The sequence below is a fragment of the Sphingomonas sp. BK580 genome (assembly GCF_014194975.1).
GTDB lineage: Bacteria > Pseudomonadota > Alphaproteobacteria > Sphingomonadales > Sphingomonadaceae > Sphingomonas.
Map to the genome: position 1 here is coordinate 87,387 of NZ_JACIAY010000001.1, position 23,081 is coordinate 110,467.

A 23,081-nucleotide genomic window follows, 5' to 3' on the forward strand; every position below is an offset into this window, starting at 1 on the left:
TCGTAACTCGTTTCGGGATCCACGCCGCCGCGCGCCCGTCCCGCGGACGACGAGGCGGACGAGTGGATCCTGCGACAAGCTCAGGATGACGGCGAGAACGGGCGCCGGTCCCGATGCGCCGTCACGACTGTTCCTCTCCCCCTCACACGGGGTTGAGCCGCGTCGCCGCGCGGCGCATAGCGCGGCTCATGGTCGAGAAGTCTCTGCAGAAACTGTCTGCCGCGCTCGCGGCGCGGCTCACCCATCGCGCCCTTCCCGGGGAGATCGCCGGCTTCGGCGAGGACAAGCAGGCGGAGGCTGCCGCCTTCCTGGCCGAGACCGCGGCGCAGCGCGCTCCCGGCACCGCCGCGCTCGCGCTGGAGCAGTTGCCCGGCGACGGCGCGCGGCGTCGCATGCGGCTCGCCATCGTCAACGACGACATGCCCTTCCTGGTCGACTCGGTCGCCGCCGCGATCGGTGACCGCGACATCGCGGTCGACCGCGTGATCCACCCCGTGATCCGCGTCTCGCGCGACGCCGACGGCACGCTGACCGCGATCGAGGAGGCGGGCGGCAGCGCCGAGTCGATGATCTACGTCGAGCTCGAACGCGTCGACGCCAAGGACCGCCGCGCGCTGACGGACGAGATCGAGCGGCTGCTGCGCGACGTGCGCGTCGCGGTGAGCGACTGGCGCCAGATGCAGGCCGCCCTCGCCGCCGACGCGGGCATGCTCGACGACACCGGGCACGATCCCGAGGGCGCCAACCTGCTGCGCTGGTTCCTCGACCGCCACTTCACGCTGCTCGGCCACGAACGCTGGCACGTCGACGGCCACGCCGACGCTGCGCCGCCACTCGGCATCGTACGCAACGAGCATGAGGTGCCGCTGCTGGCCGAGCGCTCGCGCCACCTGGCGATCGACTATTTCGCGGCCGGCAACGCCGCGCCGCTGCTGCTCAAGTCGAGCCTGATCTCGCCGGTGCACCGCCGCGTCCCGCTGGACCTGCTGGTGGTGCCGCTCGCCACCGGCGGCACGGTGACGGGTCTCTCGATCCATGCCGGGCTGTGGACCTCGGCCGCGCTCAACGCGCCGCCGCGCAGCGTGCCGGTGCTGCGTCAGCGGCTTGCCGCGAGCGAGGCCAAGTTCGGCTTCGATCCCGCGGGCCACACCGGCAAGGCGCTGACCCACGCCATCGCCACGCTGCCGCACGACCTGATGATCGCGGTCGACGCCGCCGGCATGGAGGAGCTGGCGCTCACCGCGATGAGCCTCGCCGACCGGCCGCGGCCGAAGCTGGTGCTGGTGCCCTCGCCGCTCGGCCGCCACCTCTACGCCTTCGTCTGGCTCCCGCGCGACGAGATGACCACCGCGCGCCGCGTCGCGATCGGCGCCATGCTGGCGGAGGAGGCGAACGGCCAGATCCTCAACTGGAACACCAGCGTCGAGGACAGTCGCACCGCGCTGCTGCGCTACACCATCGACCTGCGCGGCGCCGGCCGCCTGCCCGACGCCGCGCTGCTCGACGCGCGGCTGGAGAAGATGGTGCGCGGCTGGGCGCCCTCGATCGAGGCGGCGCTCGCCGACGAGGTCGGGCCGGCGCGGGCGGCGCGGCTGGCGCTGCGCCACGCCGCCGCCTTCCCGCCGCGCTACCGCACCGGCGCGACGCCCGACGAGGCGGCGCGCGACATCGTCGCCATCGCCAACCTGGTCGACGACGCCGATCGCGAGGTGCGTTTCACCGCCGGCGGCGACGGCATGCTCCACCTCAAGGTCTACCGCCAGGGCGGGCCGCTGGCGCTGTCCGACGCGGTGCCCGCGCTGGAGCATTTCGGCTTCCGCGTGATCGAGGAGATGCCGACCGGGCTGACCGACGAGGAGCGCTCCTCGATCCACGACTTCACGCTGGAGACCGCCGCGGACGTGCCCGCGGTGCTCGCCGCGACCGACACGCTGCAAGAGGCCATCGCGCAGGTGCTCGAGGGCCGCGCCGAGGACGACGGCTTCAACCGACTGATGCTGGAGGCCGGCCTGTCGCCCTCCGCCGTGGTGCTGTTCCGGGCCTGGTTCCGCTACCTGCGCCAGGCGGGGATGAGCTACGGCATGGCCACCGTGGTGGAGACGCTGACGCGCGCGCGCGACGTGACGAAGGCGCTGGTCGAGCTGTTCGCCGCGCGCCATGATCCGGCGCGCCAAGGCGACGCCGCGGCCGCCGCCGCCGCGATCGACGCCGGGCTCGACGCGGTCACCGGCATCGACGACGACCGCATCCTGCGCGCCTTCCGCGCAGTGATCGACGCGACGCTGCGCACCAACGCCTACACCGAGGCGGCGAAGGAGGCGCTGGCGTTCAAGCTCGACAGCTCCAAGATCCCCGGCCTGCCCGCGCCGCTGCCGTGGCGCGAGGTCTGGGTCTACTCGCCGCGGGTCGAGGGCATCCACCTGCGCGCCGGCCCGGTCGCGCGCGGCGGGCTGCGCTGGTCCGACCGGCGCGACGATTTCCGCACCGAGATCCTGGGGCTGATGAAGGCGCAGCGCGTCAAGAACGCGGTGATCGTGCCGACCGGCGCGAAGGGCGGCTTCTACGCCAAGCAGCTCCCCGCCCCCGGCAATCGCGACGCGTGGCTGGCGGAGGGCACCGAGGCCTATCGCATCTTCATCCGCACCCTGCTGTCGATCACCGACAACATCGTCGGCGGCGAGGTCGTGCATCCCGACGGCGTGGTCGTCCATGACGGCGAGGATCCGTATTTCGTCGTCGCTGCCGACAAGGGCACCGCGACCTTCAGCGACGTCGCCAACGCGATCGCGCTGGAGCGCGGCTTCTGGCTCGGCGACGCCTTCGCCAGCGGCGGCAGCCAGGGCTACGACCACAAGGCGATGGGCATCACCGCCAAGGGCGCGTGGGTCTCGGTGCAGCGCCACTTCGCCGAACGCGGCGTCGACGTGCAGACGCAGCCGATCCGCGTCGTCGGCTGCGGCGACATGTCGGGCGACGTGTTCGGCAACGGCATGCTGCTGTCCCGGGCGATCCGCCTGGTCGCCGCCTTCGACCACCGCCACATCTTCCTCGATCCCGATCCCGACGCGGCGGCGAGCTGGGCCGAGCGCGACCGGCTGTTCGCGCTGCCGCGGTCGAGCTGGGCCGACTATGACACCGCGTTGATCTCGCCCGGCGGCGGCGTGTTCGCGCGCGACATGAAGTCCATCCCGCTCTCGCCCGAGGTGCGCGCCGCGCTCGGCATCGACGCCGAGCGGCTCGAGCCCACCGCGCTGATCTCGGCGATCCTCAGGAGCCCGGTCGACCTGATCTGGTTCGGCGGCATCGGCACCTATGTGAAGGCCGCGTCCGAGAACAACGCCACCGTCGGCGATCCCGCCAATGACCGGCTGCGCGTCGACGCCGAGGAGCTGCGCGCCATCGCGATCGGCGAGGGCGCCAATCTGGGTGTCACCCAGGCCGCGCGCATCGCCTTCGCGGCGAGAGGGGGCCGGATCAACACCGACTTCATCGACAATTCCGCCGGCGTCGACTGTTCGGACAATGAGGTCAACATCAAGATCGCGCTCAACCGCGAGATGACCGAGGGACGGCTCGCGTTCGACGACCGCAACGCGCTGCTCGGCGCGATGACCGACGACGTCGCGCGGCTGGTGCTGGAGGACAACCGCCTCCAGACGCTCGCGCTGTCGATCGCCGAGGGCGGCGGGGTGCAGGCGCTGCCCAGCTACGTCCGGCTGATCGAGGTGTTCGAGGAGAGCGGCCGGCTCGACCGCCGCGTCGAGGGGCTCGGCAGCAACACCGACCTGCTCCGCCGGAGCAGCGACGCGCGCGGACTCACCCGCCCCGAGCTGGCGGTGCTGCTCGCCACCGCCAAGCTGGCGCTGCAGGACGCGATCGAGCATTCCGCGCTCGGCGACGACCCCGCGCTGACGGAGGATCTTCACGCCGCCTTCCCGTCGGCGATGCGCGAGCGCCTCGCCGCCGCGATCGACTCGCACCGGCTGCGCCCGCAGATCGTCGCCACCAAGCTGGCCAATCGCATCGTCAACCGGATCGGCGTCCTCCATGCCTTCGAGCTGGCGGAGGAGGAGGGAGCGACGCTCGCCGACATCGCCGCGATGTTCGTGGTGGTGGAGCGCCAGTTCGGCCTCGCCGCCTTGTGGCACGCGATCGAGACCGCGGTGATGCCCGAGAGCGGGCGGATCGCGCTGTTCGACGAGACCGCGGTGGCGGTCCGCTCGCACGTCGCTGACCTGCTGCGCACCACCGCCCCGGCCACGCCGCCCTCCGCGGTGATGACCCGGCTGTCGGCCGGGATCGACCGCCTCGACGCCGCGACGGGCGAGCTGTTGCTCGACGAGGCGCGGGCTCACTCGCGCCGCATCGCCGATACGCTCGAGCAGGCAGGCGCACCGCATGATCTCGCCACGCGCGTGGTACGGCTGTTCGAGCTGGACGGCGCGGTCGGGCTCGCCGACCTGGGCGAGCGTGCCGGCATCGAGGAGACGCGACTGGCGCGTGCCTTCACGCGGCTCGGGCAGGCGCTGGGGCTCGACTGGGCGCAGTCGACCGCGACTCGCATCTCGCCGAGCGACCCGTGGGAGCGGCTGCTGATCGCCGGGCTGGCGCGCGACTTCCAGCAGCTGCGGCTCGATTTCCTCGGCCGCGGCGGTGCGGGCGATCCGGAGGCGCTGGTGGCCGACTGGCTAGCGCGCAACGGGGCTCGCGTGACGCAGTTCCGCGCGGTGATCGACCGCGCGCGCAACGCGCAGGCGCCGAACGCGGCGATGCTGGCGCAGATCGCGAGCCAGGCGCGCGTGCTGCTGGGGCGGTAGGGGCGCGGACCTCTGAGCCCCCTGCAAGGAGAAGTGGCACGCGTAGCGCGGCGGGAGGGGTGTCACGGCTGGTGAGTCGACCGATCCTCGCCAGCCGCGTCATCCCTCTGTCAGGTCTGCGGCCTGCCACCCTCCCTCGCAGAGGAGGATGGTTCCGGGTGCCGCTCAGTGCGGCGCCGCGCCCAGCTCCACCCCCGTCTTGTCGTGCAGCGCGAAGCGGTCGACGAGGTCGGCGCTGGCTCGGTTGTAACCGATGACCTCGACGACGCGCCCGTCGCGCCGCAGCCGCACCACCACTTTGTCGAGCGCCGCCACCCCCGAGATGTCCCAGAAATGCGCGCCGCCCACGTCGATCGTGACGTGCCGCGCGCGATCCTCCGCCTGGAAGGCGCGGGTGAAGCGCTCGACCGAGGCGAAGAAGATCTCTCCCGTCACGCGGTAGGTCGCCCGTTCGCCCGCCCCGAGGCGCTCGACCGCGAACAGCCGCTGCACCTTTCCCGCGAAGAAGATGCCCGAGAGCAGCACGCCGGCGAGCACGCCCAGCGAGAGGTCGCGCGTCGCCACCACCACCGCGACGGTCACCAGCATCACCGCCGACGAGGTCGGCGGGTGGCGGCGCAGGTTGGGGATCGAGTTCCAGCTGAACGTCCCGATCGACACCATGATCATCACAGCGACCAGCGCCGGCATCGGCACGCGCCCGACCCAGGGCCCCAGCACCGCGAGCAGGAACAGCAGGAACGCGCCCGCGACGAAGGTCGACAAGCGCCCGCGTCCGCCCGAGCTGACGTTGATCACCGATTGACCGATCATCGCGCAGCCGCCCATCCCGCCGAGCAGCGCGGCGACGATGTTGGCGCCGCCCTGCCCCGCGCACTCGCGGCGCTTGTCGCTGTCGGTGTCGGTGATGTCGTCGACGATCTGCGCGGTGAGCAGCGACTCGAGCAGCCCGACCGCGGCCATCGTCAGCGAGTAGGGCAGGATGATCCGCAGCGTGTCCAGCGTGAGCGGCACGTGCGGCAGCGCCACGCTGGGTAGACCCGCGGGCAGCCGACCCATGTCGCCGACCGTGTTGACACGGAGGCCGAGCGCGACGCTGATCGCGCTGAGCACGAGGATCGCCACCAGCGGCGACGGCACGGCGCGAGTCAGCCGCGGCAGACCGTAGATGATCGCGAGGCCGGCCGCGACCAAGGCGTAGCTCACCCAGCTCACCCCGGTGAGCTGCGGCAGCTGCGCGAGAAAGATCAGGATGGCGAGCGCGTTGACGAAGCCGGTGATGACCGATCGCGAGACGAACTGCATGACGAGATCGAGCCGGAGCAGGCCGGCGGCGACCTGGATCAGCCCCATCAGGATCGTCGCGGCGAACAGATAATCGACGCCGTGCGTGCGGACGAGCGGCCCGACCACCACCGCCACCGCGGCGGTGGCGGCGGAGACCATGCCCGGTCGGCCGCCGATCAGCGCGATCGTGATCGCGATCGCGACCGAGGCGTAGAGCCCGACGCGCGGGTCGACCCCGGCGATGATCGAGAAGCCGATCGCCTCGGGGATGAGCGCGAGCGCGACGACGATGCCCGCGAGCACGTCGCGGCGGGCGGCGGCGCCGTCAGCGAACCACTGGCGGCGATAGGTGAGGAGTGCAGCAGTCATCGACGTTTCCACAACAGGGCCCATCGCGCCAGCGCGGGCGCGGTAGGTTCGGTGCGTTGTGTTGTCCGGCGGATCGGCGGCCGGAAGAGCCACCCGGGATCTCACCGGGTCCTTGCGAATGCGCGCGCCTTAGGCGGTGGCGGCGGCGCTGGCAAGCCGCGGGCGACCCGCTCGCACGCCCGAGGATCGGCCTGCATCCTCGATCCATGACCGCCGACACGGCCGCCCGTGCGACCGACGTCGCCGCCCCGCCGGCTCAAGAGGGCGCGGTCGACCCGCCCCCGATCGCCTCGACCATGAGCCACGTCCGCAGCGCGCTCGCGAGGTTCGCCGGCTCCGGCCCCCGCACCCGCAGCGCGTCCACCTGCGCCACCAGCGCGGAGAGCGGCAGCCCGCGCGCCGCCGCCGCCCGCTCCAACGCCGACCAGAACACCGGCTCCAGGCTGATCGAGGTCTGATGCCCGGCGATCGTCACCGACCGCTTGACCGGGCCGACGAACCCGCCCGGCGGGGACGCGATCACTCGGCGTCGAACAGCGCGGCGAGCTGCTCGATGATCGTGCCGCCGAGCTGCTCCGCGTCCATGATCGTCACCGCGCGGCTGTAATAGCGTGTGACGTCGTGGCCGATGCCGATCGCGACCAGCTCCACCGACGACTTCTTCTCGATCCAGCCGATCACCTGGCGCAGATGCCGTTCCAGGTACGAGCCGGTGTTGACGCTCAGCGTCGAGTCGTCGACCGGCGCGCCGTCCGAGATCACCATCAGGATACGACGCTCCTCGGGGCGGGCGAGCATGCGCGCGTGCGCCCAGAGCAGCGCCTCGCCGTCGATATTCTCCTTGAGCAGCCCCTCGCGCATCATCAGCCCGAGCGCGTTGCGCGCGCGCCGCCACGGCTCGTCGGCCTTCTTGTAGACGATGTGGCGCACGTCGTTGAGGCGGCCGGGCTGCGGCGGGCGGCCCGCGGCGAGCCAGGTCTCGCGGCTCTGCCCGCCCTTCCACGCGCGTGTGGTGAAGCCGAGGATCTCGGTCTTGACGCCGCAGCGCTCGAGCGTGCGCGCCAGGATGTCGGCGCTGATCGCCGCGATCGAGATCGGACGGCCGCGCATCGAGCCGGAATTGTCGATCAGCAGCGTCACGACGGTGTCGCGGAACTCGGTGTCACGCTCCACCTTGTAGCTCAGCGACTGGGTCGGATTGACCACCACGCGCGCCAGTCGCGCGGCGTCGAGCAGCCCCTCGTCCTGGTCGAAGTCCCACGAGCGCGACTGCTGCGCCATCAGCCGGCGCTGCAGGCGGTTGGCGAGCCGCGACACCGCCGACTGCAGGTGCACCAGCTGCTGATCGAGGTAGCCGCGCAGCCGCGCCAGCTCGTCGCTGTCGCACAGGTCGGTCGCGGCGATCACCTCGTCGAACTGAGTCGTCCACACGCGATAGTCGAAGTCCGGGCCGAGATCGGTGGTGGGGCGGTTGGGGCGAACCGGTTGCATCCCCTCCTCGCCGTCGTCGCCCGGCTCGCCCTCGGCGTCGTCGTCGAGATCGTCGCCCTCGAGCTGCTCGCTCTCGCCCTCGCTCGACTCATCGTCGCGCTGCTGGCCGCGCGCCTCCACCTCGGACTCGCCCTCGCTGCCCTCGGCGTCGCCCTCGTCGGGCTGGTCGGTGTCCTGCCCCTCCTCGCCCTCTTCCTCCTCGCCGCCCTCGTCGCTCTCCTCCGGCGTACGCTCACTCTCGACCAGCTCGAGATCCTCGAGCAGCTTGCGCGCGAGCCCCTGGAAGGCGCGCTGGTCGTCGAGCGCGAGCGCCAGTGCGGCGAGGTCGGCACGCTCCTCCACCCACTCGCGCACCAGCGCCAGCCCGGGCTCGGTCGCGACCGGCGGACGCTCGCCGGTGAGCGCCTCGCGCACCATCAGCCCCAGCGCGGTGGCGAGCGGCACCTCGCTGCGATTGCGCGCGCGCAGGATCGGGTCGGCGCGCAGCCGCACGTCGAGCGCGGTGGCGAGGTTGGCGGAGATCCCCTGATAGCCGCGGCTGCCGAGCGCCTCGACGCGCGCGTCCTCGATCGCGTCATAGACGCCGCGCGCGGTGGCATCGTCGGGCGCGCCGCGCGCGTGGAGCGCGGTGTCGTGGTGGCGCAGCCGCAGTGCGAACGAGTCAGCGAAGCCGCGCGCCTCGGCGACCTGGTCGGCGGGCAAGGTGCGCGCCGGCATCGGCACGCGCAGGTGCTTGCCCGACTGCGCCGGCGCGTCGGCGGTGAAGGCGAGCTCCACCTCGGCCTCGTCGGACAGCGCGCGGGCTGTACCGCCGAGCACAGATTTGAAGCGGTCGAGCGGGGTATCGGTGGCCATCAGCCCTCCAACGCGCGGAGCGCCGCCTGGCGCAACGCGGGCACGTCATTGCGGACCAACCCGAACAGGATGGTCAGGTCGATGTCATCATAGGCGTGGCGCAGCACGTTGCCGAGCCCGCGCACACGCTCGAACGGCACGTCCGGGGCAATCGCTGCAAACTGCTCGGGACCGAGCTTCACCACTGCCTCGGCGTTCCGCTCTCTCGTCTGCGCCGCCCCAGCTGAGCCGTGCTCCTGCGTACGCAGGAGCCTAGGGCCACGAACGTCGTGCCTGTGACTCTGGGCTCCTGCGTGCGCAGGAGCGCGCTCATCGGCGTAAGCGTCGATGCGTTCGGCATTGTCGACGATCTCACGTAAACACCGCGACGCGTCCTTAGTAGACACGGACACGATCCCGGTCGATCTCGGCCTGGAGCGCCCCTTTGCGCGCCGGCTCTGTCACGAGGTCGACTCGCCGACCGATCATCCCGGCAATGGCGTCGCTCAGTCCGAAGAACGCGAACGGGCCGGCGGCACGTACCGCGTCATAGTCGAGCGCAGCGGCGAGATCGATGTTCGACTCCGCGCCCGCCTCGTCGCGCGCGGTCGAGCCGAAGAGCGAGAGCGCGCGGACGCCGAGCGCGCGCAGCTCCGGCTCGCGCGCACGAAGCAGGTCGATCGCCTCGCTACGCCTCACCTCACGCCTTCGCCGCGACGCTCTCCGGCAGGTCCTTGCCGAACACGCGCTGGTAATATTCGGCGACCAGGGCACGCTCGGCCTCGTCGCACTTGTTGAGGAACGACAGCCGGAAGGCGAAGCCGACGTCGCCGAAGATCAGCGCGTTCTGCGCCCAGCTGATCACCGTGCGCGGGCTCATCACCGTCGAGATGTCGCCGTTGACGAAGCCGCGGCGGGTCAGGTCGGCGACGCGCACCATGTTCTCGACCAGCTTCTTGCCCTCGGGCTTGTCATATTCGCCCGACTTGGCGAGCACGATATTGGCCTCGGTCGCGGCCGGCAGGTAGTTGAGCGTGATCACCACGTTCCAGCGGTCCATCTGGCCCTGGTTGATCTGCTGCGTGCCGTGATAGAGGCCGCTGGTGTCGCCCAGGCCGACCGTGTTGGCGGTCGCGAACAGGCGGAACCACGGGTTCGGCCGGATCACGCGATTCTGGTCGAGCAGCGTCAGCTTGCCCTCGGTCTCGAGCACGCGCTGGATCACGAACATCACGTCGGGTCGGCCGGCGTCATATTCGTCGAACACCAGCGCGGTCGGCGTCTGCAGCGCCCAGGGCAGCAGCCCCTCGCGGAACTCGGTGACCTGCTGGCCGTCGCGCAGCACGATCGCGTCGCGCCCGACCAGGTCGATGCGGCTGATGTGCGCGTCAAGGTTGATGCGGATGCACGGCCATTTCAGCCGCGCCGCGACCTGCTCGATATGGCTCGACTTGCCGGTGCCGTGATAGCCCTGCACCATCACGCGGCGGTTGTGCGCGAAGCCCGCCGCGATCGCGAGCGTGGTGTCGGGGTCGAACACATAAGCGGGGTCGAGGTCGGGGACGCGCTCGTCCGCCTCGCTGAACGCGGGCACCTGCATGTCGCTGTCGATGCCGAACAGGTCGCGCACGCTGACCATCTTGTCGGGTGCGTCGAGGATCGTCGTGTCGCGGCTGTCGGGCTGGGTATTGGGCAGATCGGTCATTCGCGGGCAGGCCGTTCGCTGGAGGATGCCGTTCCAGTGGGAACGGAACGCGCCCGCGTCAACCCGCGGCGGGCGCCGCGGTTGCCTTCGCCGGCAGGTGGAACAGGTCGATGAACGCCTCCGCCGCGGCGCGATCGCCGCCGAAGCGCAGGCTGCCCGCCGCCTCGGCCGCGGCGATCGGCCGCTTGCCGTAGACGATCGCTGCCATGGTCTGAGGGTCGGTGTCGAACACCGCGTCGCCGAAGGCGGGCGCGCGCTCGATCGGCAGCGCGCCGTGGGCGAGTCGCGCCACGAACGAGTCGCGTCCGAACAGGAAGCCGATCGCCATCGGTCCCGGCGCGCGCGCGAGATCGACCATCGTGCGCAGCGACATCATCATCGAGGCGGCGGACAGCGGCAGCGTCGGATCGTGATCGGGCGAGCGCGCCGCCCAGCGCCCCAGCGTCATGATCGCGGGCTCGGCCTCATAGCCCCATTCGGTGAGCGCGTAGCCGGTGGCGCGACCGGGCAGCTCCACCTTCTCCACCACCGCCGTCGCCGCGAGCCGCTCGAGCCGCTGCGTCAGCACGTTGGCGCTGATCCCGGGCAGGCCAGCGCGCAGCTCGGTGAAGCGGCGCGGGCCGAACATCAGCTCGCGCACGATGAGCAGCGCCCAGCGCTCGCCGAGCAGCTCCATCGCCAGCGCGGTGCCGCAGGCGTCGTCGTACCAGCGCTCGCGCGCCGCCGGCCTTTTTGTTACATTTTCTAACTTCATGGTTGCTTTAACTAACCACGCGACGCAGGATCGCACAAGGGACGAGCGAGGGAGATCGCACCATGGAGAGGACGATTTTCGTGAACCTGCCGGTCGCCGACGTGGCGGCCTCGACCCGCTTCTACGAGGCGCTGGGCTTCGTGCGGAACCCGGACTTCTCGAACGACCAGGCGTCCGGGATGGTCTGGTCGGATTCGATCTGGGTGATGCTGCTCGGGCACGATTTCTACCGCACCTTCACGCCGAAGACGATCGCGGACACGCGCACCACCAGCGCGGCGCTGCTGTGCCTGTCCTGCGCCTCGCGCGACGAGGTCGACAAGCTCGGCGCGGCGGCGCTGGCGGCGGGTGGGCGCGAGCTGCACGGCGCCGACGACAGGGGCTTCATGTACGGCCGCGCCTTCGACGACCTCGACGGCCATGGCTGGGAAGTGATGCACATGGATCCGAACGCCGCGCCGGCCGAGCAGCATGATGCCACGGTGCCGGCCTAGCCGCGACGCCGCGCGGCGCGTGCTCGACCGGCCGCTGCCGCTCGGGCTGGCCGCGTTCGCGCTGACCGCCGCGCTGCTATGGCAGGCGGCGGCGCCCCTGTCGTCGCCTGATGCGACCGGTGTGTTCCCGCACGCGCGGCAAACGAGCGCCACGTCGAGCAACGGTGCGCATCTCACCGAATAGCGGGGCTCGCGCGTGCGCGGGAGAACAAGCTGACATCGCGACCGGTTCGCGAGAGAAATCGCAAGGAGAGGCGTCCATGCAGCCCGTGATCACCGCGTTTGACTGGGTACCCGATTTCGCGCGCGGCCAGGTGCGCGACCTGCGCGTGCGTTGGGCGTTGGAGGAGGTCGGTCAGCCCTATCGCGTGCGTTATCTCGCGCAGGGCGAGCAGAAGGCGGCGCCGCACCGGGTGCGCCAGCCGTTCGGCCAGGTGCCGACCTATGAGGAGGGCGCGCTCGTCCTCTACGAGTCGGGCGCCATCGTGCTGCATCTCGCCGAGGGGCGCGACGGGCTGCTGCCGGACGACCGCGTCGGTCGCGCGCGCGCTATCGAATGGGTCTTCGCCGCGCTGAACACGGTGGAGCCGCCGATCATGGACCGCGCCGTGGCGACGCTGTTCGAGGCCGATCAGCCCTGGTCGCAGCCGCGCCTGCCCGCGGTTGACGCTCGGATCGCCGAGCGGCTCGGCGAGGTCGCGGCGCGACTGGGCGAGCGCGAATGGTATGACGGCGCCTTCTCCGCGGGCGACCTGCTGATGGTGGCGGTGCTGCGGATCCTGCGCGATCACCCGCTGCTCGCCGCGCAGCCGACGCTCGCCGCGTACGTCGCGCGCGGTGAGGCGCGCCCCGCCTTCCGCCGCGCGCTCGCCGACCAGCTCGCCGGCTTCACCGGCAGCCCGCCGCCGGGCTTCGCCGAGTGGCTCGCGAAGCGCACGGCGCGTGCCGGGCAGCTGGCATGAGCCCGTCTCACCGCTTCACCCCCGCGGAAGGAGGAAGAGGATGACCGACCGAGAAGGTCTGCCGATCTGGTACGAGCTGCTCGCGCGCGACCCGGACGCGGCCGAGCGCTTCTACACGCACGTGCTCGGCTGGTCGGTGGGGCGGCCGCAGCTCACCGCCGCGCCCGACTATCGCGTGCTCGTCGCGCCCGACGGGGACGCGGTCGGCGGGCTGATGGCGGTGCCGCCGGGCGCGCCGATGGTGCCGCGCTGGCTCTTCTATCTCGCCGTCGACGACGTCGACGCCACCGTCCAGCGAGTCACCGCGACGGGCGGTACGGTGACGATGCCGGCGATGGACCTGCCCGAGGTCGGCCGCCTCGCGCTGGTGGCCGACCCGCAGGGCGCGCCCTTCTACGTCATGCGCGCGAGCGGTGACGATGAGTCGCGCGCCTTCCGGGGCGCCGACACCGCTACCCCCGGCCACGCGGTGTGGAACGAGCTGACCGCGCCCGACCAGGACGCCGCGCTCGCCTTCTACGCCGCGCTGTTCGGCTGGCGGCACGAGGGCGCCATGCCGATGGGCCCGCTCGGCGACTATAAGTTCGTCCACTCGGGCACGACCTGTCTCGGCGCGACGATGAACAGCTTCGCCGGCAAGGCGGCGGGCTGGCAGTTCTACTTCATGGTCGACGACGTTGACGCCGCGGTGGAGCGGCTGACCGGCGCGGGCGGTCGCGTCGTGCAGGGACCGGACGAGATCCCCGGCGGCAGCTTCTCGGTGGTCGCGGTCGATCCGGAGGGCGCCGCGTTCGGCTTCGTCGGCGAGCGAGGCGCGTGATGGACAAAGTGTCGGTATGGCTGTGGTGCGACGGCACCGCGGAGGAGCAGGCGAGCTTCTACACCGGCCTGATCGCCGGCAGCGCCATCACGTCGGTGTCACGCGCGCCGGCGGACTACCCGGCGGGCAAGGCGGGCGACGTGCTCACCGTCACCTTCACGCTCGCGGGACGGTCGTTCGCGATGCTCAACGGCGGCGCCGGTCCGGCGCACAGCGAGGCCATGTCGCTCCAGGTCGACTGCGTCGACCAGGCCGAGGTCGACCGCTGCTGGGACGCGATCCTGGCGAACGGCGGCACCGAGGTGGCGTGCGGCTGGATCAGGGATCGCTGGGGCGTGGCGTGGCAGATCGTGCCGCGACGCCTCACCGAGCTGATGCAGGATCCGGTGCACGGCGCCAGGGCGATGCAGGCGATGATGGGGATGGTGCGGATCGATGTCGCGGCGCTGGAGCGCGCGATCGCCTCTTGAGCGCGCGGCCATAATCTCTAGGTAGGCGGCATTGGTCACGTTTGCGGCCAGCCCCGCGATCGTGTACCCGCCCCCTTGAACGGCGCCGGTGCGCCTCCTGCGCGCCGACGGCCCAACGAAGTAGAGACCCGCATGGCCGAGTTCACGCTCCCCAAGAACAGCAAGATCAAGGGTGGCCGCAAGGTCGCCTCGCCGCAGCCGGGCGGGACGATGCGCAACTTCAGGGTCTATCGCTACGATCCCGACTCGGGCGAGAATCCGCGCTACGACACGTTCGAGGTCAACCTCGACGAATGCGGCCCGATGGTGCTCGACGCGCTGATCAAGATCAAGTCGGAGCAGGACAGCTCGCTGACCTTCCGCCGCTCGTGTCGCGAGGGCATCTGCGGCTCGTGCTCGATGAACATCGACGGGCGCAACGGCCTGGCCTGCACCACCGCGATCGAGGACGTGAAGGGCGAGATCAAGATCACGCCGCTGCCCGCGATGGACGTGATCAAGGACCTCGTCCCCGATTTCACGCGCTTCTACGCGCAATATGCCTCGATCACGCCGTGGCTGCAGACCGTGACGCCGCCGCCCGCGGGCAAGGAGCGGCTCCAGTCGCCGGAGGAGCGCGCCAAGCTCGACGGTCTGTACGAGTGCATCCTGTGCGCCTGCTGCTCGACCTCGTGCCCGAGCTACTGGTGGAACTCGGACAAGTTCCTCGGCCCGGCGATCCTGCTTCAGGCGTACCGCTGGCTCGCGGACAGCCGCGACGAGATGACCGGCGAGCGGCTCGACGCGCTCGAGGATCCGTTCCGCCTGTATCGCTGCCACACGATCATGAACTGCGCCAACGTCTGCCCCAAGGGCCTGTCGCCGGCCAAGGCGATCGCCGAGATCAAGAAGATGGAAGTCGAGCGGATCGTCTGATCGGAGGGGACGGTCGCTAGCCTTCACGCCGCTTCCCATTGTGCCCCGGCGAAGGCCGGGGCCGAGTTGGGTGGCGGTGGCGAGTTTCACGACGGCTATCCCACCTGGTCCCCGGCCTTCGAGGCACGACGACAGAGGCGCGCGCACCTCCACATCAGGTCACTGCCTCCACCCCCGTCACACAACGTCACCGTCGCGAGGCTTGATCCCCTCACCCGCTGTCCCCACAGACGTCCCCATGCTGCGGTGCAGCGTCGCGAAGGGTGACGATGGGAAAAGTAAGTGACGCATACCGGCGCCTGATCGCCGACGACGAACTCCGCCCCGATCCCGAGCAGGAAGCCGCCGCGCTGCGGCTCGACGCGCTCGCGCAGGAGCTGGAGAAGCCGCGCACGATCGGCCTGTTCCGCCGCCGCCGCGTGCCCGCCAGGGGCGTCTACCTCTGGGGCGACGTCGGACGCGGCAAGTCGATGCTGATGGACCTGTTCTTCGCTAACGTCGCGGTGGCGAAGAAGCGCCGCGTCCACTTCGCCGAGTTCATGCTCGAGGTCCACGCGCGCATCGCGGTGGAGCGACGCAAGGAGGAAGGAGACCCGATCCTTCCCGTGGCGGAGGCGCTCGCCGACGAGGCGCAGTTGCTTGCCTTCGATGAGATGATGGTGACCAACTCGCCCGACGCGATGATCCTGTCGCGGCTGTTCACCGCACTCATCGAGGCCGGCGTGACCGTCGTCACCACCTCCAACCGCGCCCCCGCCGACCTCTACAAGAACGGGCTCAACCGCGAGCATTTCCTCGGTTTCATCGCGCTGATCGAGGAACGGCTCGACGTGCTCGCGCTCAACGGGCCGGTCGATTATCGCCGCGACCGGCTGGGCGCGCACAAGACCTGGCTCGTCCCCAACGGCGAGCAGGCCACCGCCGAGCTCTCCGCGGCGTTCTATCGCCTCACCGACTATCCGCCCGAGGACCGCGACCATGTCCCCAGCGAGGAGCTGGTGGTGCAGGGCCGCGCGCTGCGCGTCCCCAAGACGCTCAAGGGCGTGGCGGTGTTCGCGTTCAAGAAGCTGTGCGGCGAGGCGCGCGGCGCGGCCGACTATCTCGCGATCGCGCGGCGCTATCACACCGTCATCCTCGTCGGCATCCCGATCCTGGGCCCGGACAACCGCAACGAGGCGGCGCGCTTCGTCGCGCTGATCGACGCGTTGTACGAGCACAAGGTCAAGCTGCTCGCCGCCGCCGACGCCGAGCCGGACCAGCTCTACCCGCGCGGCGACGGCGCCTTCGAGTTCCGCCGCACCGCCAGCCGCCTGGAAGAGATGCGCTCCGAGAGTTACTTGAGCGAAGGTCACGGCACCGGCTAACCTTTATTGCTCCTGCGAACGATGTGCAACTTAACTTTGGCATGGCCGGTTTTAGCGGGTTGCCGGATGCGCCCGAAGGGCGTAGGCGGCTGTTCCATTCACGGCTCGGCATCAGAGAGGGATGGGATGGCCCGGAAGAAGATCGCGCTGATCGGCGCCGGTAATATCGGCGGCACGCTCGCGCACCTCGCAGCGCTCAAGGGTCTGGGCGACATCGTCCTGTTCGACGTGGTCGAGGGCGTACCCCAGGGCAAGGCGCTCGACCTCAGCCAGTGCGGTCCGGTCGAGGGCTTCGACGCCTCGATCAAGGGGTCGAACGACTACGCCGACATCGCCGGCGCCGACGTGATCATCGTCACCGCCGGTGTCGCGCGCAAGCCCGGCATGAGCCGTGACGACCTGCTCGGCATCAACCTCAAGGTGATGAAGGCGGTCGGCGAGGGCATCCGCGACAACGCGCCCGACGCCTTCGTGATCTGCATCACCAACCCGCTCGACGCGATGGTGTGGGCGCTGCGCGAGTTCTCCGGCCTGCCGCACCAGAAGGTGGTCGGCATGGCGGGCGTGCTCGACTCCGCGCGCTTCAGCCACTTCCTCGCCGAGGAGTTCGGCGTGTCGGTCAAGGACGTGAACACCTTCGTGCTCGGCGGCCACGGCGACACGATGGTACCGGTGCTCGAGTACTCGACCGTCAGCGGCATCCCGGTCAGCGACCTGATCGCGATGGGCTTCTCCACCAAGGAGAAGGTCGACGAGATCATCAAGCGCACGCGCGGCGGCGGCGGCGAGATCGTGGCGCTGCTGAAGACCGGCTCGGCCTATTACGCGCCGGCGACCAGCGGCATCGCGATGGCCGAGGCGTATCTCTACGACCAGAAGCGCATCCTGCCCGCGGCGGCGCATCTCTCCGGCCAATACGGCATCGACGACCTGTACGTCGGCGTGCCGGTGGTGATCGGCGCGGGCGGCGTCGAGAAGATCGTCGAGGTCTCGCTCTCGGAAGAGGCCAAGGCCAACCTCCAGGTCTCGGTCGACGCGGTCAAGGAACTGCTCGTGGCGTGCAAGGGCATCGACGGCTCGCTGGGGGCGTAAGGAATAGCTGTGCCCCGGCGAAAGCCGGGGCCCAGTTGGGAGAAGTCCCGCGGTGGAGAAGGCCGGCTTCGTCTACATCATGGCGAGCGGACGAAACGGCACGATCTACATCGGCGTCACCAGCGATTTGCCCAAACGTATCGGGGAGCATCGCAGTGGCGTCATCGGCGGCTTCACCAAGAAGCATCACTGTCATCGTCTCGTCTGGTATGAGGCGCATGAGAGCATAGAGGCAGCCCGGCATCGCGAGCTGCAGATGAAGGAGTGGAAGCGGGCGTGGAAGCTGCGCGAGATCGAAGGGCTCAACCCGGAGTGGGACGACCTGTACGATCGCATCGCGTCGCCATGACCGCCGCCGTAACTGGGCCCCGGCCTTCGCCGGGGCACGCACATCGCCCGATCTAGGGAGACGGACTTGAGCATCCTCGTCGACAAGAACACCAAGGTCATCACCCAGGGGATGACCGGCAAGACCGGCACCTTCCACACCAGGGCGGCGCTGGACTATGGCACGCAGATGGTCGGCGGCGTGACGCCCGGCAAGGGCGGCACCACGCACGAGGAGCTCGGCCTGCCGAACTTCGACACCGTCGCCGAGGCGGTCGCCAAGACCGGCGCCACCGCGTCGGTGATCTACGTGCCGCCGCCCTTCGCCGCGGACTCGATCCTCGAGGCGATCGACGCCGAGGTGCCGCTGATCGTCGCGATCACCGAGGGCATCCCCGTGCTCGACATGGTCCGCGTCAAGCGCGCGCTGTCGGGCAGCAAGTCGCGACTGATCGGCCCGAACTGCCCGGGTGTGCTGACGCCGGGCGAGTGCAAGATCGGCATCATGCCGGGCAACATCTTCAAGAAGGGCTCGGTCGGCGTCGTGTCGCGCTCGGGCACGCTGACCTATGAGGCGGTGTTCCAGACCTCGAACGCCGGGCTCGGCCAGACCACCGCAGTCGGCATCGGCGGCGACCCGGTGAACGGCACCAACTTCATCGACGTGCTCGAGCTGTTCCTCGCGGACGACGAGACGCAGTCGATCATCATGATCGGCGAGATCGGCGGCTCGGCCGAGGAAGAGGCGGCGCAGTTCCTCCGCGACGAGGCGAAGCGCGGCCGCAGCAAGCCGATGGCGGGCTTCATCGCGGGCCGCACCGCCCCTCCGGGGCGCCGCATGGGCCACGCCGGCGCGATCGTCTCGGGCGGCCAGGGCGGCGCCGAGGACAAGATCGCGGCGATGGAAGCGGCCGGCATCAAGGTCGCGGCGAGCCCCAGCGAGCTGGGCTCGACGCTGCTGAGCGTGCTGAACAAGTAAGCGACCCGGCCGTTGCCCCGGTATCCACCGGGGCAGCGCACGGCATGATCCCGGCGCGGCCGGAGCGACGAAGGTAGAGGCGTCATGGGCTACGAAGGCCAGGATTTCAGCGACATCGCGGGTAACGTCAGCCCGGCGTTCATCGACGCGCTCTACGCCCGCTTCAAAGAATCGCCCGACTCGGTCGAGACCGGCTGGCGCAGCTTCTTCGAGGGGCTGGAAGGGTCGATGAGCGCGCCGTCGTGGCAGAGCAAGCGCTGGCCGCTCACCACCACCGACGACCTCACCGCCGGGCTCGACCCGACGCAGATGGAGCCCGCGCCCAAGCCGGCCAAGGGCGGCAAGCCCGCGCCCGCGGCGCCGGCGGCCCCTGCCCCGTCGCAGGACGCGATCGTCAAGGCCGCGGCGGACTCGATCCGCGCGCAGCTGCTGATCCGCACCTATCGCGTGCGCGGCCATCTCGCCGCCAACCTCGACCCGCTCGGCCTGTCCTCGGCGCGCGAGCTGCCCGCCGACCTCAAGACCGACTATCACGGCTTCTCCGACGCCGACATCGACCGGCCGGTCTATCTCGGCGGCTCGCTCGGGCTGCAATGGGCGACGATCCGCGAGGTGGTCGACACGCTGCGCGCCAATTACTGCGGCAGCGTCGGCCTCGAGTATATGCACATCGCCGACGTCGAGGAGCGCAAGTTCCTCCAGGAGCGGATGGAGGGCAAGGACAAGGGCGTCGAGTTCACCACCGCCGGCAAGAAGGCCATCCTCACCAAGGTGATCGAGGCCGAGCAGTGGGAGAAGTTCCTCGGCCGCAAGTACGTCGGCACGAAGCGCTTCGGGCTCGACGGCGGCGAGAGCATGATCCCCGCGCTCGAGAGCGTGATCAAGTACGGCGGCGCCGCGGGCGTCAACGAGATCGTGTTCGGCATGGCGCACCGCGGCCGGCTCAACGTGCTCGCCAACGTCATGGCCAAGCCGCTGCGCGTGATCTTCCACGAGTTCGCGGGCGGCTCGGCGCACCCCGACGACATCGGCGGCTCGGGTGACGTGAAGTACCATCTCGGCACCTCGACCGACCGCGAGTTTGACGGGCACCACGTCCATATGTCGCTGGTCGCCAACCCGTCGCACCTCGAGGCGGCGGACCCGGTGGTGCTCGGCAAGATCCGCGCGATCCAGACGATCGCCAAGGACCTCGACACGCACGCGCGCTCGCTGCCGGTGCTGATCCACGGCGACGCCGCCTTCGCTGGCCAGGGCATCGTCTGGGAGTGCTTCGGCTTCTCGGGCATCCGCGGCTACAACACGGGCGGCTGCGTCCACTTCGTCATCAACAACCAGATCGGCTTCACCACCAGCCCGCAGTTCGCCCGCTCGTCGCCTTACCCGTCGGACGTCGCCAAGGGCGTCCAGGCGCCGATCTTCCACGTCAACGGCGACGATCCCGAGGCGGTCACCTTCGCGACCAAGATCGCGATCGAGTATCGCCAGAAGTTCCACCGCGACGTCGTGATCGACATGTGGTGCTATCGCCGCTTCGGCCACAACGAGGGCGACGAGCCCGGCTTCACCCAGCCGCTGATGTACAAGGCGATCCGCAGCCACCCGCCGGTCAGCGAGATCTACGGCAAGCGGCTGATCGCCGAGGGCGTGGTCGACCAGGCCTTCATCGACGACAATGTCGGCCAGTTCACCACCCTGCTCGAGGGCGAGTTCGAGGCGGGCGCGAGCTACAAGCCCAACAAGGCGGACTGGTTCGCGGGCCGCTGGTCGGGGCTGCACGCGCCGGCCGACGCGGAGAGCGCGCGCCGCAGCGTCGATACTGGCATCGAGCAGAAATTGTTCGACTCGATCGGCCGCACGCTGACGACCGTCCCCGACAGCATCACGATCCACAAAACGCTCGCACGCGTGCTCGACGCCAAGCGCCAGATGTTCGCCACGGGCGAGAACTTCGACTGGGCGACCGGCGAGGCGCTGGCGTTCGGCTCGCTGCTCCACGAGGGCTATGGCGTGCGCCTGTCCGGCCAGGACTCGGGCCGCGGCACCTTCTCGCAGCGCCACGCGGTGTGGGTCGACCAGAACGACGAGCACAAGTACGTGCCGCTCTGGACGGTGCCGCACGGCAGCTTCGAGGTGCTCGACAGTCCCTTGTCCGAGTACGGCGTGCTCGGCTTCGAGTACGGCTACGCGCTCGCCGATCCGAAGACGCTGGTGCTGTGGGAGGCGCAGTTCGGCGACTTCGTCAACGGCGCGCAGATCATGATCGACCAGTTCATCGCGGCGGGCGAGGCCAAGTGGCTGCGCGCCAACGGCCTGGTGATGCTGCTGCCGCACGGTTACGAGGGGCAGGGCCCCGAGCACAGCTCGGCGCGCCCGGAGCGCTTCCTCCAGCTGTGCGCGGGCGACAACATCCAGGTCGCCAACTGCACCACGCCGGCGAACTATTACCACCTGCTGCGCCGGCAGATGCACCGCAACTTCCGCAAGCCGCTGATCGTGTTCACGCCCAAATCGCTGCTGCGGCACAAGCTGGCGGTCAGCAGCGCGGCGGACTTCGTCGGCGACACGCACTTCCGCCGCATCCTGTCGGACACCAACGGCGCGCCCGACGCGCAGACCAAGCGGCTGGTGCTGTGCACCGGCAAGGTGGCCTACGACCTGATCGAGGCGCGCGACGCGGCGGGCGACACCGAGACGCAGATCGTCCGCATCGAGCAGCTCTACCCCTTCCCCACCGACGCGCTGGCCGAGCGGCTGTCGCGCCTGACCGCGCTGGAGGAAGTGATCTGGGCGCAGGAGGAGCCGCGCAACAACGGTTACTGGTTCTTCGTCGAGCCGCTGATCGAGGAGGCGCTCGGGCTGGCCAGGTCGCGTGTGGCGCGCCCGCGCTACGCCGGCCGTGCCGCCGCGGCCTCGCCCGCGACCGGCCTGATGAAGCGCCACCAGGCCGAGCAGGGCGCGCTGATCGCCGACGCGCTCGGGCACAACGTGCGCGACGAGATCCGCCGCACGCGCGAGCTCGACACCACCAAGAAGGCGGCGCAGCCCTCCTCCTGACCTGATCCCGCGCCCCGGCAGCACGCCGGGGCGCCCCGTTTGATGCTAGACCCCGCGCTGGGATGACGAGGTACACAATGGCAACCGAAGTTCTGGTCCCTACGCTGGGCGAGTCGATCACCGAGGCCACCGTCGGCGAGTGGCTGAAGCAGCCGGGCGAGGCGGTCGCCGCCGACGAGCCCATCGCCAGCCTCGAGACCGACAAGGTCTCGGTCGAGGTCCCCTCCCCCGTCGCGGGCGTGATGGGCCAGCACGCGGTGAAGGTCGGTGACACGGTCGAGGTCGGCGCGCTGATCGCGACGATCGAGAGCGGCGACGGCGCCGCCGCCGCGCCGGCCAGCCCCACTCCGGCCCCGGCGGCGAGCGCCCCCCAGGCGGCGGCGCCGGTCGCGGGCGGCTACGGGAATCACGGCGAGACGCCGGTGACCACCAACGCCCCGGCCGCGCTGTCGCCGTCGGTGCGCCGCGCGGTGCTCGAGCACGGCGTCGATCCCTCCACCGTGAAGGGCACGGGCAAGGACGGCCGCCTCACCAAGGAGGACGTCGCCGCCGCCGCCTCGACCAAGCCCGCCGAGGCGACCGCCGCGCCGGCGCCGCAGACCCCGTCGGTGGCCGCCGCGAGCGGTCGCAAGGAAGAGCGCGTCAAGATGACGCGCCTGCGCCAGACGATCGCCAAGCGCCTCAAGGAAGCGCAGAACAGCGCCGCGATGCTGACGACGTTCAACGACGTCGACATGACCGCGGTGATCGAGGCGCGCGCCAAGTACAAGGACCTGTTCGAGAAGAAGCACGGCGTCCGGCTCGGCTTCATGGGCTTCTTCGTGAAGGCCGCGACCATGGCGCTGAAGGACATCCCGTCGGTCAACGCCTCGATCGAGGGCGACGAGATCGTCTACCACGACTACGCCGACATCTCGGTCGCGGTCTCGGCGCCCAACGGGCTGGTCGTGCCGGTGATCCGCGACGCGCAGGCGCTGTCGGTCGCGGGGATCGAGAAGACGATCGGTGACTTCGGCAAGCGCGCCAAGGACGGCACGCTCAAGATGGACGAGATGAAGGGCGGCACCTTCACCATCTCTAACGGCGGCGTGTTCGGCTCGCTGATGTCGACCCCGATCATCAACCCGCCGCAATCGGCCGTGCTCGGCCTGCACCGCATCGAGGAGCGCCCGGTGGTCCGCGACGGCCAGGTGGTGGTGCGCCCGATGATGTACCTCGCGCTCAGCTATGACCACCGCCTGATCGACGGGCGCGAGGCGGTGACCTTCCTCGTCGCGCTGAAGAACGCGATCGAGGACCCGACGCGGATCCTGATCGACCTGTAAGTTCTGCGTGCTCCTGCGC

Annotated in this window: 20 protein-coding genes and 1 other annotated feature; of the genes, 13 read left to right on the forward strand and 7 right to left on the reverse strand. The window is 70.3% G+C overall.

The window, feature by feature from the left end:
- Positions 1 to 188 precede the first annotated feature (188 nt).
- Positions 189 to 4,817 (forward strand): NAD-glutamate dehydrogenase domain-containing protein, encoded by a 4,629-nt coding sequence (locus FHY05_RS00480; RefSeq protein ID WP_183942474.1) that lies wholly within the window; start codon positions 189 to 191, stop codon positions 4,815 to 4,817.
- A 165-nt stretch (positions 4,818 to 4,982) separates the two neighbouring features.
- Here the strand turns inward: FHY05_RS00480 and FHY05_RS00485 are convergent, their stop codons facing one another.
- The 7 genes from FHY05_RS00485 to FHY05_RS00515 form a co-directional block, all read right to left on the reverse strand.
- Positions 4,983 to 6,473, reverse strand: a complete 1,491-nt coding sequence (locus FHY05_RS00485) for a SulP family inorganic anion transporter (protein WP_183942475.1) — start codon at positions 6,471 to 6,473, stop codon at positions 4,983 to 4,985.
- Positions 6,474 to 6,532: 59 nt separating this feature from the next.
- Positions 6,533 to 6,588: a sequence feature (sul1 is cis-regulatory element that is thought to sense ions involved in sulfur or methionine metabolism; They are found in Alphaproteobacteria), on the reverse strand.
- 141 nt (positions 6,589 to 6,729) lie between these two features.
- Complete coding sequence (locus FHY05_RS00490; protein ID WP_183942476.1) at positions 6,730 to 6,996, reverse strand: ribbon-helix-helix domain-containing protein; 267 nt, start codon at positions 6,994 to 6,996, stop codon at positions 6,730 to 6,732.
- Positions 6,993 to 8,819, reverse strand: coding sequence for a cobaltochelatase subunit CobT (gene cobT, locus FHY05_RS00495; protein WP_183942477.1), 1,827 nt, complete (start codon positions 8,817 to 8,819; stop codon positions 6,993 to 6,995). The genes FHY05_RS00490 and cobT overlap by 4 nt, the downstream gene beginning before the upstream one ends.
- On the reverse strand, positions 8,819 to 9,211 hold the full coding sequence (locus FHY05_RS22755) for a HepT-like ribonuclease domain-containing protein (protein WP_311732330.1): 393 nt from the start codon (positions 9,209 to 9,211) through the stop codon (positions 8,819 to 8,821). The genes cobT and FHY05_RS22755 overlap by 1 nt, the downstream gene beginning before the upstream one ends.
- Positions 9,195 to 9,497 carry a nucleotidyltransferase family protein gene (locus tag FHY05_RS00505; protein ID WP_183942479.1) on the reverse strand — a complete coding sequence of 101 codons (303 nt, stop codon included), beginning with the start codon at positions 9,495 to 9,497 and terminating at the stop codon, positions 9,195 to 9,197. The genes FHY05_RS22755 and FHY05_RS00505 overlap by 17 nt, the downstream gene beginning before the upstream one ends.
- Position 9,498: 1 nt before the next feature.
- Positions 9,499 to 10,503, reverse strand: a complete 1,005-nt coding sequence (cobS, locus tag FHY05_RS00510) for a cobaltochelatase subunit CobS (RefSeq protein ID WP_183929698.1) — start codon at positions 10,501 to 10,503, stop codon at positions 9,499 to 9,501.
- Positions 10,504 to 10,561: 58 nt separating this feature from the next.
- The gene (locus FHY05_RS00515; protein ID WP_183942480.1) at positions 10,562 to 11,257 is read right to left on the reverse strand and encodes a helix-turn-helix domain-containing protein; all 696 of its coding nucleotides are present in this window, start codon (positions 11,255 to 11,257) and stop codon (positions 10,562 to 10,564) included.
- Between the two features lie 62 nt (positions 11,258 to 11,319).
- Here FHY05_RS00515 and FHY05_RS00520 point away from each other — a divergent pair, with 62 nt between their 5' ends.
- From FHY05_RS00520 to odhB, 12 genes are all read left to right on the forward strand, one after another.
- Positions 11,320 to 11,751, forward strand: coding sequence for a VOC family protein (locus tag FHY05_RS00520; protein WP_183942481.1), 432 nt, complete (start codon positions 11,320 to 11,322; stop codon positions 11,749 to 11,751).
- A gap of 19 nt (positions 11,752 to 11,770) precedes the next feature.
- Positions 11,771 to 11,935: a hypothetical protein gene (locus tag FHY05_RS00525; protein ID WP_183942482.1), complete on the forward strand. Its 165-nt coding sequence runs from the start codon at positions 11,771 to 11,773 to the stop codon at positions 11,933 to 11,935.
- A gap of 76 nt (positions 11,936 to 12,011) precedes the next feature.
- On the forward strand, positions 12,012 to 12,713 hold the full coding sequence (locus FHY05_RS00530; RefSeq protein WP_183942483.1) for a glutathione S-transferase family protein: 702 nt from the start codon (positions 12,012 to 12,014) through the stop codon (positions 12,711 to 12,713).
- 40 nt (positions 12,714 to 12,753) lie between these two features.
- Positions 12,754 to 13,533, forward strand: a complete 780-nt coding sequence (locus FHY05_RS00535; RefSeq protein WP_183942484.1) for a VOC family protein — start codon at positions 12,754 to 12,756, stop codon at positions 13,531 to 13,533.
- Positions 13,533 to 14,003, forward strand: a complete 471-nt coding sequence (locus FHY05_RS00540) for a VOC family protein (RefSeq protein WP_183942485.1) — start codon at positions 13,533 to 13,535, stop codon at positions 14,001 to 14,003. The genes FHY05_RS00535 and FHY05_RS00540 overlap by 1 nt, the downstream gene beginning before the upstream one ends.
- A gap of 132 nt (positions 14,004 to 14,135) precedes the next feature.
- On the forward strand, positions 14,136 to 14,918 hold the full coding sequence (locus FHY05_RS00545; RefSeq protein WP_311732331.1) for a succinate dehydrogenase iron-sulfur subunit: 783 nt from the start codon (positions 14,136 to 14,138) through the stop codon (positions 14,916 to 14,918).
- Between the two features lie 269 nt (positions 14,919 to 15,187).
- A complete protein-coding gene (zapE, locus tag FHY05_RS00550) occupies positions 15,188 to 16,282 on the forward strand; it encodes a cell division protein ZapE (protein WP_183942486.1) in 1,095 nt (364 codons plus the stop codon).
- Between the two features lie 126 nt (positions 16,283 to 16,408).
- Positions 16,409 to 17,374 (forward strand): malate dehydrogenase, encoded by a 966-nt coding sequence (gene mdh, locus FHY05_RS00555; protein WP_183942487.1) that lies wholly within the window; start codon positions 16,409 to 16,411, stop codon positions 17,372 to 17,374.
- A gap of 52 nt (positions 17,375 to 17,426) precedes the next feature.
- Positions 17,427 to 17,723, forward strand: coding sequence for a GIY-YIG nuclease family protein (locus FHY05_RS00560; protein ID WP_183942488.1), 297 nt, complete (start codon positions 17,427 to 17,429; stop codon positions 17,721 to 17,723).
- Between the two features lie 66 nt (positions 17,724 to 17,789).
- Positions 17,790 to 18,680, forward strand: coding sequence for a succinate--CoA ligase subunit alpha (gene sucD, locus FHY05_RS00565; RefSeq protein ID WP_183942489.1), 891 nt, complete (start codon positions 17,790 to 17,792; stop codon positions 18,678 to 18,680).
- An 84-nt stretch (positions 18,681 to 18,764) separates the two neighbouring features.
- Positions 18,765 to 21,737 carry a 2-oxoglutarate dehydrogenase E1 component gene (locus tag FHY05_RS00570; protein ID WP_183942490.1) on the forward strand — a complete coding sequence of 991 codons (2,973 nt, stop codon included), beginning with the start codon at positions 18,765 to 18,767 and terminating at the stop codon, positions 21,735 to 21,737.
- A gap of 77 nt (positions 21,738 to 21,814) precedes the next feature.
- Positions 21,815 to 23,062 carry a 2-oxoglutarate dehydrogenase complex dihydrolipoyllysine-residue succinyltransferase gene (gene odhB, locus FHY05_RS00575; RefSeq protein WP_183942491.1) on the forward strand — a complete coding sequence of 416 codons (1,248 nt, stop codon included), beginning with the start codon at positions 21,815 to 21,817 and terminating at the stop codon, positions 23,060 to 23,062.
- Positions 23,063 to 23,081: the final 19 nt, after the last annotated feature.